Origin of the sequence: Streptomyces sp. SP17BM10, assembly GCF_036322405.1 — a bacterium.
Classification (GTDB): Bacteria; Actinomycetota; Actinomycetes; order Streptomycetales; family Streptomycetaceae; genus Kitasatospora.
Genome location: NZ_JAQYXB010000514.1, coordinates 133,627 through 151,840 on the forward strand (window position 1 = coordinate 133,627; position 18,214 = coordinate 151,840).

Here is an 18,214-nt window from a genome sequence, read left to right on the forward strand (position 1 = left end):
ATAGAAGAGTTTGTCCTTTCTACGAGTACTCGCACACGAAATACCTGGCCGGTGGGGCGGCCGCCGTGGAAAGCGGCCGCCCCACCGGACGCGGCGTCAGTCTGCCGGTCATCGACGACCGTGCAGAGCGTATGAGCGTGAAATTCAAGGATGGTGAGTTCGTCGGCATCCCGCTGAGGGTGACTGTCGACAAGCGCGGACTCGCTGGCCGCGTAGGTGAGAACGGGGAGCGATTGTTGTTCGCTTTGGAGAGCGATCGAGGGGCAGGACGGGCCCAGATGTTGATGAGAAGTGAGAGCACCCCTGGTGTGTCGTGGCGAGCGTTCTGAGGCTGGGGCCAGGCTGGCCGGCCAAATCACCTTGTGGCAGACCTGAGTGATTGACTCTGCGCATGACTACAGATTCCGCTGGCGTCGAGTGGCTGCTTCGGCTCGTGACAGCTACCGGCTGGGACGCAGAGCAGACGCTCCAGGTTGACTGGACCTCCGCAGAGGACCGGGTCGGATCCCGGCTGCCGGGCGACTACAAACGTCTCATCGAGTGGTTCGGGAAGGGGACGTTCGATGACGGGTATGTCGATCTGCACGTCCCTGATGACCTTGCCGCCTGGACTCAGTTTCACGCCGACACAGGGGTCTTGCCGTGGGCCAGCAACGAGCAGGAGATGCTCTTCTGCTGGATCACCGACGAGGCTGCCCCCGAGGCCTGGCCGGTCTGCGTAATGGGTGTCGGGGACGATGACGGAGACCGGTTTGACTGCACCGCGACCGAGCTGATGGTCCGGATGCTGACCGAGCCGCAACACCCGTACACCATCCCCGCAGACTACTCCTCACGCTGGTTCGTTTCCTTTGGCGATGCGTATCGGCTCGCGCCATCTGGGTTGTGACCGCGCGGAGGTGGGATCTGTACGGTGACCGGCTCTGTCTCGTAATCGGTGGTAACGATCGGTGACAGTCGTCGTTGGCATGGCATGCACGAGGTCAACGAACTTGTGAGTGTGGTGTTTTCGGGGCTGTCGGCGCTCGTCGTCGAGGGCGTGGCGGACGAGGGGCAAGGTCATCCGGGTATCCGCGCGAACCCGGGGACGATCCGGTGCCGTGCCCGATGTGCGGGCAGCCGACGGGGCGGGTGCATGGCGATGAGGACCGGCCAGGTCCGCGCCGAGCTGTAGGTCGCCTTCGCGTTGTTACCCCTCGGAGGGGCGATGAGGACCCCCGATCCCGCGGGCAGTTCCGAGCCCGACCGCACGTTGTTACCCCTCGGAGGGGCGATGAGGACACTTGCAGCCCGGCTCACCACACCTTGTGGACGGCTGTTGTTACCCCTCGGAGGGGCGATGAGGACGTGAGGCGGGTCCGGCCAACGTCCGGGTGATGGCGGCGTTGTTACCCCTCGGAGGGGCGATGAGGACCCGGCCGAAGCCGGCCGGGACCGGGCCAACGCGGCATGTTGTTACCCCTCGGAGGGGCGATGAGGACACGGCGACCAGGCCGCCGCGCTCGCCTCGCCGCAGGTTGTTACCCCTCGGAGGGGCGATGAGGACCCGGTGGGCGACGACGCCGTGACCCTGGTCGTCAACGAGTTGTTACCCCTCGGAGGGGCGATGAGGACACGATTGAGGTTCGGGATGGGTACGCGGGGCTGCTGGTTGTTACCCCTCGGAGGGGCGATGAGGACATCCAAGACGGTGGCGTCGGCCTCGTTGCGGAATTCGTTGTTACCCCTCGGAGGGGCGATGAGGACCCTCAGCGACGGTCTCCGAGCCAGAGCCTCTGCCCGTGTTGTTACCCCTCGGAGGGGCGATGAGGACACTGGGGGGCATCAGCCCCCCACCCGCCCGCAGCGAAGGTGTTGTTACCCCTCGGAGGGGCGATGAGGACCGCAACGCCGGTCGCCCAGAAGGCGATCGTGGACGGTTGTTACCCCTCGGAGGGGCGATGAGGACCCCACGGTAAAGCCGCAGGCCCGTGCCTACGCACGAGTTGGTCTTGGGCGGGATTTTTCAGCGAATCTTCGGTGATGCTCCGGGGCCCGGTGTGGCGCTGAAATTCCGGCCGGGGTGGTCGCCGACAACGACGCTACAGCAGGCCGGATGGGGCGGTGGCCGGCAAGGCCTGTTGAAATGTCAAGAGGCTTCGGACATCTGCCACGTCCCGGTGACGCCGGCGTGGGCTGCGCCCCTTCCGCCCGTTCTTCCAATCTGTCGCTGCCCGGGACCACGGCCGCAGGCCTGTGCTGCGGGTCGTCCCATCTGCCGGTGTTGCACCACTGGCGCTCGCGGAGTGGGCCGATCGCCTGTGCGGAGTCGGGCAGCGACCGAAGCGACCGAGGCCCGTGGTGGAGACGGCGAAGTGGATTGCCGGCGCCGACTCGTCGGGCGGTCACCGTGATCCAACAGCGTCGCGCCCGCTTCGTGTCTTCTCACCGGGCCGATCCAGGCGTGAGCTGTCAGGCGTTGAGTTCGTGGTGTTCCCAGGTCTCGCCTGGTCTCTGGAGACTGCCGCATCCGGTGAGCGGAGTGGCCGCCGGAGCCGCCTCCGGCGGGCTGATCGACCGTGCCGCTTCCGCCGCCCGGGCCGGCCCTCGTCGCCTGGTGTGCGTTGCGTCGGGTCCAGGGTCACTGCGCCGATCACGGAAGTCCGGCTGCCGCCGGACCCGGGCCTTGACGGCCCTTGGCCGAGCGTGGGAAGGAACGCCCCCGAAGGGGTGGCAACGCGGCGAGTTGACAGCGGCGGGTCCCATCGACCGTCGGCCGGACGGCCCGGACGTTCTCCCTCCTGCCGGCGCGGTGCTGCTCGCCCCCGCCACGATGTCGCTCCCAGATCACGTCCGCCGACGGGCCGCCGTTGACCCGCCCATTCCACTTTTGCGATGCTGGGCGGCTCACGTCGGTGGTGGTACGCGAATCGACGCCCCGGGGGCGGGCTTTCGGCATGGGGCGGGGAGAGGGGCCGGTACATGTCCGAGGACGTCCGCGATGCCGTGCGGGGTTCAGCGAGCGATCCGGCGTGGCTGGTCACCGCCGAACCGGCCGCCGTGCTGGCCGCGCTGGAGGACGCCGACCGTGCCGACGGGCACCTGCTCGCGGCCGTCTACCGGGCGTCCGCGCACCTGCACCGGGACGCCGGGCCGGCGGCGCGCCGTCACCTCCTCGCCCTGGACGCGGCCCGGTTCGGCGCGCGCGACTGGGCGGCCCGCTTCGCCGCCGTCCCGCTGGACGGCGACGTCGGCGCGCGGTGGCCGGTCTCCTGGGCGTCCGGCTCCGAGGTCGACCACCGCTGCCGCGCCGTGCTGCACGGCGGCCTGGACCTGGTGTTCGCCGCCACCGCCGCCGAGGTGGACGGCGGGACGGTCGTCGCTGTCGGCGACGGCGAGGGGTTCGTGCGGCTGTGGGACGGCGGCACGGGCGCACCGCTCGGCGAGCCGTTCCGGGTGCACGGCACCGAGGTCAGCGCCATGGCGACGGCTCGGGTGGACGGCGAGCCCGTGGCGGTGAGCGTCGGCGAGGACGCCACCGTGCGCGTGTGGAGCCTGCGCGACGGCCGCCGTCTGCTGGAGCCCTGGCGCGGGCACGTGGCCCCGATCTACGCGGTGGCCACGGCGGAGCTGGACGGCCGCTGGGTGGCCGTCACCGCGGGCTGGGACCTCGGCCTGGAGGTGTGGGACGTCGCCACGGGCGCGCGCGTGGGCGAGGGCCTGCGCGGCCACGGCGACCGGGTGTACGGCGTGGCGACGGCCGAGGTGGACGGCCGGCCGGTGGCGGTCTCCGGGAGCTGGGACGGCACCGTGTGCGTGTGGGACCTGAAGGCGGGCCGCGCGCACGGCGACCCGCTGCCGGGCCACGACGGCCGGGTCTACTGCGTCGCTACCGCCGTCGTCGACGGCCGCCCGGTCGCGGTGAGCGGCGGCACCGACGGCGCCGTCCGGCGCTGGGACCTGACGACCGGCCGGGAGATCGGGGACGCGCTGATCGGCCACAGTGACGTCGTGCTGTCGATCACGACCGCCGTCGTGGACGGTCGTCCCCTCGCGATCAGCGGTGGCCGCGACGACATCCTCCGGGTCTGGGACCTCGGGACCGGGCGGCTCGTCGGCGCCCCCCTGGTCGGGCACCGGGCCCCGGTGTCGACGCTCACGACCACCCGGGTGGCCGGCCGGCCGGTGGTGATCAGCGGCAGCACCGACAAGTCCGCGCGGCTGTGGGACCTCTCGGCCCCCGAGACCGTCGGCGCACCCGTCGCGGGGCACACCGACCAGGTGCTCGCCGCCGCCACCGCCGCCCTGCGCGGACGTCCGCTCGCCGTCACGGGCGGGGACGACGGCACGGCCCGCGTGTGGGACCTGGCGACCGGCGAGCCCGTCGGCGACCGACTCGACCCGCCTGGGGACACCGTCGCCTCCCTGACCGCCACCGACGGCCACGTGCTCACCGGCGGCGACCTGGACGGCTCGGTGAACTGCTGGAGCCTGGCCGCCAACTCCCGCGGCGCCGCCTCCTTCCCGCTCCACACCGGCCCGGTGCGCGCCCTGGCGACGCTGGACGTCGGCGGGCGTACCCTGGCCGTCAGCGGGAGCGTCGACCACACCCTGCGCGTGTGGGACGCGAGGACCGGCGCACCCCTCCTGCCGCCGCTGCAGGGGCACACGGACATGGTGTGGGGCGTCGCCGCCGTCCTGGTGGACGGCCGCCCGCTGGCCGTCAGTGCCGGGGTGGACGGCACCGTGCGGGTCTGGGACCTCGCGACGGGCCGGCAGGTGGGCAAGCCGCGGACGGGCCACGACGGCCCGGTGTTCTCGGTGGCCACGGCGGTGGTCGACGGCCGGCCGGTGGCCGTCACCGGCGGCCAGGACGCGACCGTCCGGCTGTGGGAGCTGGGCACCGGGCGCGGCCTGTGGAACCGGGCGCCGCGTGGCCCGCTCGGCGAGCCGCTGCGGGGGCACGGGCGCGGTGTGTGGCGGGTCGCGACGGCGGTGGTGAACGGCCGGCCGGTGGCTGTCAGCGGGAGCGGCGACGGCACGGTGCTGGAATGGGATCTGACGAGCCGTCGGCTCGTCGACTCCGCGATGCGCTTCCCCGGGCCGGTCATGGGCCTGGCACTCTCCCCGGACGGTGGGCGGCTCGTCGTCACCTCGGGCCGGGAGGTCGCGGCGCTGGCCCGTCGCTGACCCCGATGTGACGGAAGCGGCCAGCGCGCCAGCCGTCGATTGTGAACAACCGTAGACAGAGTTGTGTGCAATCGCCGAAGTATTCGACCCGGGAGTGCCCGCTGCGCCTGATGTTCCGTCAAAGTTCCCGTTCCTCATCCAGGTAGTGTCAAATCGCCTCAAGCTCCGGTTAAGGATGGCGCATTCACGCCACCCGTGGACGCTCCGACGAGCCCGGGCCCGCAAGGCCCTTCCGGACGACGAGAGCAGGGGATGACAACGACAGAGGAAGAGGCCAACGGCACCGCGCGGACCGGGCCGGGTGCGGGTGCGCCGATCCGGCCGCCGCGCGGCGGGCAGCGTCGCGGTGCTCGCCGTCGGGGTGGGCAGTTGCTCGCTGCTGGAACCATTCCCGTGGCCGTCACCGCGTCCGTACTCGTCGCCGGCCTGGCCGCCTGCGGCACTCCCGAGCAGATCACCGCCTTCGGCCAGGCCACCGGTGACAAGGTCGAGCCGAGGAGCGCCGAGGCCCTGTCCGGGCTGAGCGTGTCCGTCGCGGTGGGGCCGACAAGCCACTCAAGGGCATCGACTTCTTCAAGATCGCGCAAAGCCCCGGGACCGAGAAGTACCTAACGGTCGACAAGCCGGTGCGGCTGTCCTACGTGCTGTCCGACCGCCCGCGCTGCTGGAGTACCGGCAGGTCGACGCCAAGGCGTACCTGCCAGCCGACGCCAAGGGCCTGGTGAAGCTGGTCGGCCAGGACCCGTCCCAGGTGGATGCCGCCAGCAAGGACATGCCGGCCGAACTGGCCCCGCTCCGGGATGTCCTGGCCGGCAAGTGGGTCACCTTCGACCCGCAGGCACTCGCCGAGGAGGCCAAGAAGTCCGACGGTGCCAAGGCCGCCTCCCCGAGCCCGGACGGCAAGCCCACACTGGACCCGGAGACCGCCAAGCAGTTCACCAACTCCATCCGGGCCGTCCTCACCCGCACCGTCACCTTCGAGGACAAGGGCGAGAAGGACGGCACCGACCACGTCTGGATGAGCGCCCCGGGCCGCCAGCTGGCAGACGAACTGCCGAAGGCGCTCAAGCCGCTGGCCGCCAAGCTCCCCGGGAAGTTCGGGAAGCTGCCCGACTCCGTGCCGGCCGGTGTCCGCGAGACGAACGTGACCTCTACCTGAAGGACGGCAAGCTGACATCCGTCACCTTCGACCTCGCACAACTGGAGAAGAAGGCCGGGCCGAGCGTCAACTTCCCCGTCAAGCTCGCCTTCAGCCAGAATGCCCCCACCGTCGATGCCCTCGGCGCCGCCGTCGCGCGGTGGCCGCCCTCGAGGTCCGCCTGGCGCATCAGGCGTGCGACCAGCGGGAACAGCTCCTCGTCGCGGAGCCGGCAGGCCGACTTCGGCCGCTGCCTGCGCGCGAAAAGGACGCGTCGCCGAGGCGGAGCTGACCCTGATCGGGGTGTAGTTGTTACCCCTCCGAGGGGCGATGAGGACCGCGCCAGAGGCAAGCAGACCGCCCCGGGGGGTGCAAGGTTGTTACCCCTCCAAGGGGCGATGAGGACCCCGCGCCCACCACGACGCACGCCGCAGGTGCGATGTTGTTACCCCTCCAAGGGGCGATGAGGACCGGCCGTTGGCGCGGGCGATGTCGTGCAGGTGCTCGTAGTTGTTACCCCTCCAAGGGGCGATGAGGACCCCGAGGCGCTTGGCGAGGCCGGGGTGCGGACGATGATGTTGTTACCCCTCCAAGGGGCGATGAGGACCACAACACGGCGGAATGGGCTGCTTTTCTCGAAGGCGGTTGTTACCCCTCCAAGGGGCGATGAGGACCTCGCAGTCGCTGAACAAGCTCATCAAGGCGCTGGAGATGTTGTTACCCCTCCAAGGGGCGATGAGGACCGAGGAGCCCACGCCGCACTGCCCGGAGCGGGTGCTAGTTGTTACCCCTCCAAGGGGCGATGAGGACCGGTACGAGGAGCCCGAGCCCGGCTTGGAGCCGACCGCGTTGTTACCCCTCCAAGGGGCGATGAGGACCCGGCCGTCGACATCGAGGACGTCCTCGACGTCTCCGAGTTGTTACCCCTCCAAGGGGCGATGAGGACCAAGCTGCGGGCCCGCACCGGACGCACGGAGTCCGAAGAGTTGTTACCCCTCCAAGGGGCGATGAGGACCCGGGTGCCGGGGGGACGGAGGCCTCCGGGGTGGGCTGTTGTTACCCCTCCAAGGGGCGATGAGGACCCCTGGGGGACAGTCACGGCGGGGGTGGTGTCCCCCACGTTGTTACCCCTCCAAGGGGCGATGAGGACCCCCACGGTAAAACCGCAGGCCCGTGCCTACGCACGAGCTGGTCTTGGACCGGATTTTTCAGCAAACCTCCGGTGATGCTCCGGGGCCCGGTATGGCGCTGAAATTCTGGTCGCGATGGGTTCGCTGCGCTACAGCAGGCCGGATGGGGCGACGGCCGTCAAGGGCCTGTTGAGATGTCAAGGGGCTTCGGGAACATCGTGCCACGTCCCGGTGACACTCGCGTCGGCTGGACGACCACCTTGCGGCCGCGGTCCCAAGCGACGACGTCCGTGCCCAGGTCACCGGCGGATCCTCGGGACTCCCGAGGGGCCAGGCCGGGTCTCGCTCAGCTCCCGCTTCTCCCTGGAGAAGGCCCCCGGCTACCTCGCGGGGTTCAAGGACATCCGGGTGCGGGAGCTGGCCGGAACCATCGAGGTCACCGACCCCGCACCGGTCGTCGCCCCCCCTGGCCTCCTACGAGGCATGGGCCGACCAATGCGGTGTCCCGTTTCACGAGACCGTCAGCCGTGCAGCGGAGATCACCGCCACCATGACCGCGACTGCGGGATCGTTCAAGATCACATGCCGCGGTGGCATTCTGGCCTGCCACCTCTGACTGACGCTCCGGCTGGCCTTGCTTCCTCCCGCCGACCATCCGAGCAGTGCCGTCATTCGCGTAGTCGGTCGGAGAGTCAGTCGTCCCTTGGCGAGTGTTCGGGTTTGCCAGGGGCACGACCATCCGGCAGGGTTCGGTGCCCGTCGCGATGATGATTCCGTTGCCGGTGGCGGCGGTCGACGACAGGCTCGTAGAGGCAGGGGCCGCCGACGGTCGACCCCGCCCTCACCCGGCCACGAGTGGAAGTCGGCTACCAGGAGCAGCTGACCCAGGGGTAGCAGTAGTCGAACTCCATGTTCGCCTGTCGTCCGGAGGCGTCCCACTGCCTGGCGGTAGCGCCGTTGTCGGTACGCCAGTCCGCGATCTCCAGGAACTTCCCGCTGTTCCAGTTGAGCAGGTACTCCGCGATGTTCGGATCGGACGGGATCCCAGGACCGAGCTCCATGTACTGCCACGCCTGATTGGCCCCCCCCGGTGCAGTACCACTGCCGGGCTGGGGCACCCATGTCCGTGCGCCAGTCCGCGATCTCCAGGCACTGGCCGCTGTTCGCATTGACGAAGCGCGTCCTCCCGAAGGAGTCCGGGACGACCAGCCACATCTGGTTGGCCCCGCCGGTGCAGTCCCACTGCCGGGCGGGCGCGCCGGCGTCGGTACGCCAGTCCGCGATCTCGAGGCACTTGCCACTGTTGTGGTTCCGCAGCGGATGCGCCTGCTGCGCGCTCGCCGGCGTGCTTCCGACTCCGACCACCAGACCCGCCGCCACCGTGGCCGCCACGGCGACTCTGACGATTCCCATCCGCCCGCGCATTGCCCACTCCCCCTTGTCCTGCCGACCGGTGCCCGGCCGATCGCGGCAGGATCCTAGCCTCAGCCGTTTCGCGTCGAACGGCGGGGGCCCGCGTCAACGCATGAGTGCGACATTCCGAATCTCGACGGCGATGAGAGCACCGTGCTCGGCGTCGGTGGCTCCCGGCAGGGTGCACGAAGAACCGACTGCGGGGCTCGCCTCACGAGTGCCCTACCCGGACGGCAGAGGCGAGCCGGACCAGGCCCCCGTCCACCTGCCCGCAGGACGCTGGAGAGTCCGCGCGTTCCAGAAGACCGGCGACTCCCCCTGGACCAGTGTGGTCCAACTCCTCCCCGAGGCCGATACCCAGTCGACAACGACGACTCCATGACTCGAACGCCCAGCCCACCCCCGCAGCGGGGTGGTGGGCGCCCAGGCAGTGCTGTGGATGATCGGAGGCGGCAGCAGCGGCCTGTCGGCGCCAGCACTGCCGATCGCTCTGTCGCAGCCTGCTGACATGATCGTCCGAACAGCGCGGACGAGGGGACAGGCATGGACCTGACGGTGGAACAGGCGGCACGGCAGATCACGGCGGAGATCGTCGCGCAGGCACCGGAAGGCTGGACGGAGTGCGTGCTGCGGGCGCACGGGGGACGGAGGGGCACTGGCATGTTTGGCAGCGGATACGTGGTGCCGAGCCGTCCGGGCTCCTACTTCAGCATGCCGTCCCCACACGAGAGCCTCGCCTCGCTGGCGTCTCGGTTCCGGGACAGCCACGACTGGGAGGCCATCGCCCTGGAGTTGACCTGCCGCCCCTCCGGCGCCTTCGAGCTGGTGGTCTTCCGGGACAACCTGGAGCCCGAGGGCCGCCGCGAGGACGGCTGGACACTGACCATCGACCCCGACTTCCGGTCCTCCGAACCGGGCGCGGTCGACGGCACAGAACCATCCGAGCTGCCCCCCGCCGGGGACCCGGCGGAAGCGGTCGAGCGGCTGCGGGCCATACTCCGGAAGCACGCCGAACGCTCCAGCACGCAACCGCAGATGCCGGCGCCCGTCACCGAGGGACAGCTCGCCGCCGCGGAGCTCCGCCTCGGACAGGCACTCCCCGCGGACCTGCGCGCGCTGTACCTGGAGGCCGACGGGGACGGCGGCAGCGAGGCACTGGACGGGTACTGCTGGCTGTCGCTCGACTCGGCGCTGGACGCACACGACGAGTACATCGGCGTCCCGACCTGGTTCGGCTGGCAGCTCGGCTGGAACCAGGTGCTCTTCGACGCCGACCCGCCGAACACGGTGCGCCGTTGCTCGGGGCATCCGGGCTGGCTCCCGTTCGCCACCTGGTTCGACGGCAACTTCTTCGCCGTGGACCTCACGCCATCCACGAACGGCCACCCTGGTCAGGTGATCGAGGTCGGCCGGGACTTCAACCACGGTCCACGCTACGTGGCTTCATCTGTCACCGCCTGGCTCGGCCAGGCTCTGGGCCAGCCCGATCCGCACGCCGCGCAGCAGTCCCAGAACGGCTCGCGCCAGTTGGTGCTCTCCGCGCTGGACGAGCGGCTCGCGCCGGGCGTCCAGGCGATCCACCTCAATGACGCCCCCACACCCGTCAACCTGTCCCCGCTCTCCGCCACCACGCAGCTGCGGCGCCTGCACCTCAACCGCTGCGCCACCTCCGACCTGTCCCCCGTGGCAGCACTCCCCATCGAGGACCTGACCGTCGGCCTCGCCGCCGACGCCGACCTCACCCCGCTCACCGGCCACCCGAACCTCACCTCACTCGCCGTCGCCTCCGAGACCCCGATCGACCTCACCCCACTGCGTACCCTCCCCGCGCTGCGCTCCCTCGACCTGTCCCGCTGCGCCACCACGGACTTGGCGTTGCTGGCCGACCTCCCCGGCCTGCACTACGTCGCCCTCTCCGCCACCCAGTGGACAGCCCTGATCGCCGCCAGCCGCCTCCCTGCCCACCTCGCCGCCGCTCGCATGGCTGGAGCCCCGCCCCTCACCGCCGCCCTCGACCTGCTCGCTGCCCTCGGCGTTGACACCTCCACCGCCTACCACCTCTCCGGAACCGTCGCCGAACCCCAAGCCGCCACCAGCTGACCAACAGCGGCGCTGGCGCTCCCCCTCGGTGCTCTGGCTTTCAGCGTGGTTCAGCTCCTTCTACAGGTCGACGGCCAGTCGACAACGGCTCCTTGACTCGCACGCCGGTTCTCACGGGTTCGACCTGCGTGCGGTCCGGAAGTCCTGGTACTCGTCGCAGACGATGCCGTCGTTGACCCAGCGTTGCGGGTCTGCGGCGAGTTCACGCTCGGACAGATACAGGGCCTCCTCGGGAGTGCGCAGGACAGCGATTTTCCGTCCCCAGGTCTCGTCCTCGGGGTCCAGGGATGGGAACTCGGTGATGTCGAGGAAGGCGTCGGTGCCGACGTCTTCCACCTCGCTCAGGTAGATGGTGATGCCCGCACGGCCGGGGCTTAGGGCGATCCAGCGGAGCCCGGGCCGGCCGTCGATTTCGATGGCGCCGAGGAACTGCTCAATCTGCTTCCCGCGTTGGAGGGTGCTGAGGGCAAAGGCGGGAGTGAGGTGCCGCATGTCAGCTCCTCCGAGGGGTGCTGGTCGGACAGGCGTCCCGCATGGTCAGCCTGAAAGGATTTGTCGAGCCTTCACCAGACGCGCTCGATGGTCTTCGATCCAACCCGCGGGCGGGGACATGGGCAGGCTGACCGTCACCTGCGAGGACGGGTCATCGCTGATCGACACCCCGATCGCCCTGGGGCTGAGCGGCTTGATCTTCAGCTGGACCGTCCGGCCGGAGTTCAGCCATGAGACGAACCTGTTCCCGGCAAGGCTGTCGAGAGCCTCTTCCCACAGGTCGAGCTCGAAGGCCGAGATCCCCACCCGGAAGTTGCCGGTGACGGTCTCTGTCGACACGACGAACTCACAGTCCAGGAACCCACCGCCCGGCTCCGGTCGCTGCAGCACCCGCAACGCGACGACATGACCGCTCGTCCCTGGCGGGTCAGCAAGGTGGATCAGATCGTCCAGTGCGTCGTACATCACAGCCCTCCCACTCGATCTCGAACAAGGGCATCATTCCGGACGACACCGACACACCCAGGGCGCTCTCACTTCTCACCGACCCTCCGCGCGCCACTGGCAGGCATCTAGCCTTCAAAGCCACCAACAACTGCTCTCGATGGCCACCTGCACAACCAGAGCTCACACCCGCAACCCCGGAGGCACGGACGCTGGGCCCGGTCCGAAGGCCCCTCAACGCCCAACGGGCGCTCACGATCGATACGCGGCGTCGCCTCCTCGACGAGTTCGTGCGGGACCGGGTACTTCTGCGCACCGCACACAGGGTCCCAGGGGAAATTGCCGGGCTTGCGGCCGAACGGTGGCCCCCGCGACGGCGGCACGGCGCAACCGGACGGTCATGGCGCCGACGCAGCACGCCAAGACTGCGGCGAGGAGACCGCTCAGGCGGCCCGGCAAAGCAGGACGAGAACGTCGACCAGGACCACGGCGACTTGGTTGACAGGACGTGCTTCAGGCGGGCCGGCCGATGTCACGGTAGTGGAAGCCGGTGTCCGGGCCGCCGGTGAAGACCACGGCGTCGTCGCCCAGCCCAAGAGCGTCCAGCAGCACCCGCAGCGCGTCGTCGACGTCCTCGTGGGAGCGGTGCAACCACACCCATGTCTCGCTCTGCCCGTCCGGCATGAGGCTGAGTGCGAAGCGCCGCCGGTCGACCCTGAACACGGCGGCATCCACCGCCCCGAGGTCCGCCCAGCTGCGCTCCACGCTCAGGCGCAGCCGGGCGGCGAGGGCGTCCAACGGTGCCTTGAGGCCGGCGATCATCCGGAAGGTGCTCGCCGCGGTTTCCCAGAGGCTGGTCTGCGCGGCGGGATTCCTGCCGGTGTAGTACGGCGGGTTGGTGGCCGGTTGCCAGTCCGGTTCCGGTCCGGGTACGACGATCTCCGCCATGTGCTCCCTTTCGTTCGCCCCTGTACGGTTGGGCGCAGCGTAGCCCGGGCTGGGGTCGCAGCGGCAGGGACGGCTGGCGGGACGACGCCCCGGCTCAGCGACGGGACGGCGCGCAGCGGCGGGCGCGGGACGACGAACCCGAGCACGAGCCACATGCTCCATCTACTCCCGTCGGGCCGCACCCCCATTCATCCTTGAGCCCGCGAGGACGGCGGGACGGAACAGGGGACGGCGGGCAGGGCGCAGCGGGCCAGCCGGGCGGCCGACCAGGGCGCGGCAGCGGGAGCGCGGCATCTGGCGGCACAGGCAGGCGGCCGGGAAACCGTAGCTCCAGACGACGCCTCACTACGGCCATCGGTCGTCGTTAGGCTGACGGTATGACGGTTCTTCTGCGGTTCGGCGCGCTGCTGGCGCACCTGGCCGGCCGGCGGGCGCTCGACTCCGCCACGCTCGCGGCGGCGGCCGGCACCGATCCAGTAGAGCTGCAAGCCCTGCTCGGCGGGCAGCCGCCGGGCGGACGGCTACTCAATGACCTCGGGCCGGTCCTCGGCCTGCACGCCGCCGACCTGTTCGTTCTCGCCGGACAATCGGTGCCCGATGACCTGACGCCGATCACCCGCAACCCGAACTGGTCGATCGACACCGTCGTCTACAACACGATGGTCATGCCCGCCGACAACCGGCGACCGCTGCTGGAGGCGATCCGGGCGCAGCCTTGCAGTGCCGTCAGGCTCTCGAGAGCGTCATCGGCTACGCCCCTTCAGTCTGTTCTTCCGATCTGTGCCGGCTGTCGCCCGGCTGCCCGGCATCACGACCGCAGGCCTGTGCCACGGGTGGTCCCATCCGCCGGTGTCGATCACTGGCGGGCTCGGCGTGGGCCGATTGCCTGCACGGAGTCGGGCAGCGACCGAAGCGACCGAGGCCTGTGGTGGAGAGGGCGAAGCGGAGTGCCGGCAGCCGTTGCGATCCGGGCGCGAGTTGTCGAGGCGTTGAACTCGTGACATCCCCAGGTCTCGCCTGGTCTCGGGAGTCTGCCGCCTTCGGTGAGCGGAGTGGCCGCCGGAGCCGCCTCCGGCGGGCTGATCGACCGTGCCGCTTCCGCCGCCCTGGTCGAGCAGATCGTCGTGAACGTGCCGCTCGACGTGAACGACCTGTCGGGTTCACGGCAAGCCCGAGCGACCTCTGTGCCGAGCACCCCGACGGCCTCCGGATCATCACCTGGCAGCGGCTGGAGCACGGTGACGCGCTCAACGAACTCGGCATTCCGAGGTGCGCGACAAGAGCGCCGTCATCGCCGAGCTGCAGGGCAAGGGCCGGGGTCTCGACCCGGTTCGACCCCCGGATCCTGTTCGCTCTGCTCACCCACATCGCGATGCTGTGGACGGCGTCCAACCCCGATGTGCCGGCGGTCCTGTACCCCGCCGACCGGGCGGAGCACCGCGAGACGATTCGCCGCATCGCCGCCGCCCTGGTGGAATGACCCCGAGGTGCTGCCGTGTCCCTGACTGTCGGCGCTGCCGCGCCCCGACCTCTGACGCTTCCGTGCCCCCAACTTCTCGGTCAGCTAAGGTCGTTCCTCCCCCCTGACCGTACGGGAGTTTCTGGCAAACGCTCGTCGGGTCCCCTCCGCGGCTGCGAGCATGGAATCATGCCGCAGGATCACCCGGAACCGTCCTCGACCTCCTCGGTGGAGAACCTCCTCACCGACGGGGCGACCGTCAACGGCTCGGTGCTGCAGGCCGGAAGCGTGCACGGAGGCGTGCACCTCCACGCGGCGGAGCGGCTGGTGCGGCCGACGGGCCCCGGAACGGTGGACGTCCTCGTTGAGTACTTCGAGCCCGGCCAGTGGCTGGTGGTCCCCTCGCGAGCGGCGTTGGAGGTACCTCCCGCACTGTTGCCGGGTCAGCGCCCGGGCGAGGAGGACGTGGCCGAGTGGGCACGCGGGCACGGGGGCGTGGACTTCGCGACCACGGAGCTGTCTGTGACCGTGATCAACCGCTCCGACGCCCACCTCACCCTGCGCGGCTTGACGGCTGAGGTCATCGACCGCGCCGAACCGCTCACCGGAGCGTTGGTCTCCCGGCTCCCGCAGGGTGTCAGCGGCGTACCGGAGCTGGAACTCGACCTCGACCAGGAACATCCGGAACTCTGGCAGGTGGACGAGTTCACCCGTGGACGTGTCGGTGCCCGCCCGTTCCTCGACCGTACCCACGTGCGGCTGGCCCCGGGACGAGTCGCAGCGCTTCATCGTCACCGCGCGGATCCGCAGTTCCTGCTGCACCTGGGAGCTCGTCCTGGCCTTCCGCGGCGACGACGGCACCGAGTTCGCCGTCCGACCTGAGCACCGCTTCCGAACCACCGGGCTCCCGGTGACCGGACTCTCCCCCGTAGTGCGGTGGGCGTGGTTCGAGGATCCGCCGCGGTTCTGGCGGGACACGGCCCGGCTGGACTGGTGCAGTCAGGGCAACCCCAATCCGGAACTTCCCTCAGCTCCGAGGGAACTGCGCAAACTGGCCGGGCGCTACGGCCCGCGTCTGACGCACTTCCTCAGCACGGGCACCACCGGCCCGGAGCAACAGCTCCGACTGGCCGCGGTGCTGCCCGCGGTGCGGCTGGCCGTCGACCTCGTCAGGGCCGACCGCAAGGGCCGACACGCCGAAGCCGCCCGGCTGCGCGCCGAGCTGCGCCGGCGGTTCCCACCCCCAATCCTGGAGCAGGCCTACGTGGCCGCCCTGCTCGCGGCGGGCCTCACCCACGGGATCCCGCCCAGCCACCGCGAGAAGCTGATCGTCTACCTCGCGGGCACCCCCGCGGCCGAGGTCCTGCGGCCGATGATCGCCGTTGCCGCCCGTAGCTGAGTTCCGGCCTTCCTTCCCCACTTCGAGAGGATCACTCGGACGGGGCGGCCTGGACGCGAGCAAAGGAGCGACGGTGACCTTGCTGGCGGACACCCACGCACCGGTACCCCTCCAAGGGGATGAGGACCGGCCAGGCCGAACGCGCAGGATCAGGTGTTACCCCTCCAAGGGGCGATGAGGACGGGCGTGGCCAGATAACGGGCCGTCTCGTCGGCGTCGTTGTTACCCCTCCGAGGGGCGATGAGGACCGGCGTCAGCGGCCACCACGGCGACGGCGAGATCGCGTCGTTACCCCTCCGAGGGGCGATGAGGACCCGGCGATCCTGAGCGACACCCTGCCGATCCCGGACACGTTGTTACCCCTCCGAGGGAAGAACTCCCTGAGGGTGGCCGGTGGTGGTTCCCAGTGCACGTGTTGTTACCCCTCCAAGGGGCGATGAGGACGATCCGCAGTGAGACCAACCCGCCGCGCAGCTACCGGTTGTTACCCCTCCAAGGGGCGATGAGGACCAGCTCGCCGAGCAGGCACAGCACGCCGCCACCGAGGGTTGTTACCCCTCCAAGGGGCGATGAGGACCGGCCCGGACCTGCTGACGGCCGAGCTGGTGTGCTTGTTGTTACCCCTCCAAGGGGCGATGAGGACAGCCGCCCGCGACAGCGGCAACTGGATCCTCCACACCGTTGTTACCCCTCCAAGGGGCGATGAGGACGGGATCCCGCCACCACCCTGGAGGTGCCCGCCGTGAGGTTGTTACCCCTCCAAGGGGCGATGAGGACTAGCCGGGTCCGGGCGCTTGGTCATCCACCGATCTTGTTGTTACCCCTCCAAGGGGCGATGAGGACGAGTCATGCAGTTCTCGGTCCCCCGCGGGAGCGCATGTTGTTACCCCTCCAAGGGGCGATGAGGACCTGGACGGCCGAGAAGTGGCGGGAGGAGGCGGCCGTTGTTACCCCTCCAAGGGGCGATGAGGACCTGGGCCGCCGCCATCCGGCGCCGCCGCACCGCCCAGTTGTTACCCCTCCAAGGGGCGATGAGGACGAGGTGCCCCGTGGGCGGTCTGCCTCCCGTCTTCATGTTGTTACCCCTCCAAGGGGCGATGAGGACGGGGCTGCCCTGGTCATCTCCCTCCAGCGCCCCAGCCAGTTGTTACCCCTCCAAGGGGCGATGAGGACAGGACCCATACGGTCCACGCCCGCCCCGACGCACGTCGCACTGTTGTTACCCCTCCAAGGGGCGATGAGGACGTGGGCTCTCGGTAGCCTCGCCTCGTGGTGGCTGTAGTTGTTACCCCTCCAAGGGGCGATGAGGACCCCACGGTAAAACCGCAGGCCCGTGCCTACGCACGGGCTGGTCTTGGGCCGGATTTTTCAGCGAACCTTCGATGATGCTCCGGAACCCGGTGTGGCGCTGAAATTCCGGCTGAGATGGTCTACGACGCTACAGCAGGCTGGATGGGACCGTGGCCGTCAAGGGCCTGTTGAGATGTCAAGGGTCTTCGGGGACATCGTGCCACGTCCCGGTGACACTGGCGTCGGCTGGAACCGCGGGCTGGCTGCTCTTAGAACTCGCGCGGATAGGCGACGGGTAGCTCCCGGCAGCAGGAGGCACAGGTCTCGGATGATCACGGAGTTGCGACGCTCTGTGATCACTGGGGAGACCTGTGCCTGTCCTGCCATCATGGCTCACCGATCCGCTCTGGGACCAATTCTCGGCGCTGCTGCCCGAGCGGTCGGTCTTCCATCCGGACCACCCGCTGGGCTGTCACCGCAGACGGATCGGCGACCGGATCGTGTTCGACAAGCTCGTCCAGCTCCTGCGGTTCGGCTGCTCCTACGAGGCGATCGCCGACACCACCTGCTCGGCCACGACGATCCGCAACCGCCGTGACGAGTGGATACGCCTCGGCGTATTCGCCCAGTTCAAACAGCTCGCACTTGACGCCTACGACCGGATCGTCGGCCTCGCCCTGGAGCAGATCGCGGTGGACGGTGCGATCACCAAGGCGCCCGGCGGAGGCGAAGCGGCCGGACGCTCACCCGTCGACCGGGGCAAGCAGGGCATGAAACGCTCCGGGATGACCGACGGCTACGGCATCCCGCTCGGACGCGTCCTGGCCGGCGCGAACCGCCACGACTTCCCGCTCCTGGCCCCAACTCTCGACCTCCTGAGCGAACTTGGCCCGCTGCCGGACGACATCACCGTGCATCTGGACGCCGGATACGACTCCGCCGGCACTCGCAGCGAACTGAACGGTCGAGGGCTGCACGGGCAGATCGCCCACAAGGGCGAGAAGGCAGCGATCCAGGCGAGTCGGCGGTGGCACGTCGAACGCACCCACGCCTGGCAGAACGCCTTCCACCACCTCGCCCGCTGCTACGAACGCCGCACCACCGTCATCAACGCCTTCTTCGACCTCGCCGACACCATCATCACCGTCCGCAGCCTGATCCGCCGGGCCTGGACCACCCACCGCTGGGACACACGCCCCCGGCGCCGACCATGAGCGACCACCCATCCACAG

Annotated in this window: 13 protein-coding genes, 2 pseudogenes and 3 CRISPR repeat arrays; of the genes and pseudogenes, 10 read left to right on the forward strand and 5 right to left on the reverse strand. The window is 69.8% G+C overall.

Translation table 11 applies throughout. The features are described 5' to 3' along the window. The first annotated feature begins 391 nt into the window (after positions 1-391). From PUR71_RS09940 to PUR71_RS09950, 4 genes and pseudogenes are all read left to right on the forward strand, one after another. Positions 392-889 (forward strand): hypothetical protein, encoded by a 498-nt coding sequence (locus PUR71_RS09940; protein WP_329926183.1) that lies wholly within the window; start codon positions 392-394, stop codon positions 887-889. Positions 890-973: 84 nt separating this feature from the next. Then, a pseudogene (locus PUR71_RS41230) lies at positions 974-1,155 on the forward strand (ISL3 family transposase); the annotation flags it as partial. Between the two features lie 30 nt (positions 1,156-1,185). After that, positions 1,186-1,948: a CRISPR direct-repeat array (repeat unit 30 nt; unit sequence GTTGTTACCCCTCGGAGGGGCGATGAGGAC). A 1,013-nt stretch (positions 1,949-2,961) separates the two neighbouring features. Continuing rightward, on the forward strand, positions 2,962-5,169 hold the full coding sequence (locus tag PUR71_RS09945) for a WD40 repeat domain-containing protein (protein ID WP_329926185.1): 2,208 nt from the start codon (positions 2,962-2,964) through the stop codon (positions 5,167-5,169). A gap of 721 nt (positions 5,170-5,890) precedes the next feature. Next, the gene (locus tag PUR71_RS09950; RefSeq protein ID WP_329926187.1) at positions 5,891-6,328 is read left to right on the forward strand and encodes a hypothetical protein; all 438 of its coding nucleotides are present in this window, start codon (positions 5,891-5,893) and stop codon (positions 6,326-6,328) included. A 287-nt stretch (positions 6,329-6,615) separates the two neighbouring features. Then, a CRISPR array of direct repeats spans positions 6,616-7,458; the repeat unit is 31 nt; unit sequence GTTGTTACCCCTCCAAGGGGCGATGAGGACC. 845 nt (positions 7,459-8,303) lie between these two features. Here PUR71_RS09950 and PUR71_RS09955 read toward each other — a convergent pair. Together PUR71_RS09955 and PUR71_RS41235 are read right to left on the reverse strand one after the other, a co-directional pair. Further along, the gene (locus tag PUR71_RS09955; protein ID WP_329926189.1) at positions 8,304-8,498 is read right to left on the reverse strand and encodes a hypothetical protein; all 195 of its coding nucleotides are present in this window, start codon (positions 8,496-8,498) and stop codon (positions 8,304-8,306) included. Between the two features lie 31 nt (positions 8,499-8,529). After that, positions 8,530-8,862: pseudogene (locus PUR71_RS41235) on the reverse strand (RICIN domain-containing protein); the annotation flags it as partial. Between the two features lie 648 nt (positions 8,863-9,510). On the opposite strand from PUR71_RS41235, the gene PUR71_RS09960 reads away from it, so the two are divergent. Next, positions 9,511-10,950, forward strand: coding sequence for an SMI1/KNR4 family protein (locus PUR71_RS09960; protein WP_329926190.1), 1,440 nt, complete (start codon positions 9,511-9,513; stop codon positions 10,948-10,950). Positions 10,951-11,061: 111 nt separating this feature from the next. Here PUR71_RS09960 and PUR71_RS09965 read toward each other — a convergent pair whose 3' ends face one another. From PUR71_RS09965 to PUR71_RS09975, 3 genes are all read right to left on the reverse strand, one after another. After that, entirely contained in the window at positions 11,062-11,442 is a 381-nt protein-coding gene (locus PUR71_RS09965; RefSeq protein ID WP_329926192.1) for a hypothetical protein, read from the reverse strand. 45 nt (positions 11,443-11,487) lie between these two features. Continuing rightward, a complete protein-coding gene (locus PUR71_RS09970; RefSeq protein WP_329926194.1) occupies positions 11,488-11,907 on the reverse strand; it encodes a DUF5959 family protein in 420 nt (139 codons plus the stop codon). A gap of 492 nt (positions 11,908-12,399) precedes the next feature. After that, complete coding sequence (locus PUR71_RS09975) at positions 12,400-12,834, reverse strand: hypothetical protein (protein ID WP_329926196.1); 435 nt, start codon at positions 12,832-12,834, stop codon at positions 12,400-12,402. A 377-nt stretch (positions 12,835-13,211) separates the two neighbouring features. Between PUR71_RS09975 and PUR71_RS09980 the strand changes: the two genes are divergently transcribed. From PUR71_RS09980 to PUR71_RS10000, 5 genes are all read left to right on the forward strand, one after another. Continuing rightward, on the forward strand, positions 13,212-13,835 hold the full coding sequence (locus tag PUR71_RS09980; RefSeq protein WP_329926197.1) for a hypothetical protein: 624 nt from the start codon (positions 13,212-13,214) through the stop codon (positions 13,833-13,835). Next, the gene (locus PUR71_RS09985) at positions 13,832-14,314 is read left to right on the forward strand and encodes a hypothetical protein (RefSeq protein ID WP_329926199.1); all 483 of its coding nucleotides are present in this window, start codon (positions 13,832-13,834) and stop codon (positions 14,312-14,314) included. Before PUR71_RS09980 ends, PUR71_RS09985 begins: the two co-directional genes overlap by 4 nt. A 168-nt stretch (positions 14,315-14,482) precedes the next feature. Continuing rightward, entirely contained in the window at positions 14,483-15,175 is a 693-nt protein-coding gene (locus tag PUR71_RS09990; protein ID WP_329926201.1) for a hypothetical protein, read from the forward strand. Between the two features lie 28 nt (positions 15,176-15,203). Then, a complete protein-coding gene (locus tag PUR71_RS09995) occupies positions 15,204-15,692 on the forward strand; it encodes a hypothetical protein (RefSeq protein ID WP_329926203.1) in 489 nt (162 codons plus the stop codon). Positions 15,693-16,106: 414 nt separating this feature from the next. Further along, positions 16,107-17,003: direct repeats of the CRISPR family, unit length 30 nt; unit sequence GTTGTTACCCCTCCAAGGGGCGATGAGGAC. 350 nt (positions 17,004-17,353) lie between these two features. Further along, a complete protein-coding gene (locus tag PUR71_RS10000) occupies positions 17,354-18,196 on the forward strand; it encodes an IS5 family transposase (RefSeq protein WP_329926205.1) in 843 nt (280 codons plus the stop codon). Positions 18,197-18,214: the final 18 nt, after the last annotated feature.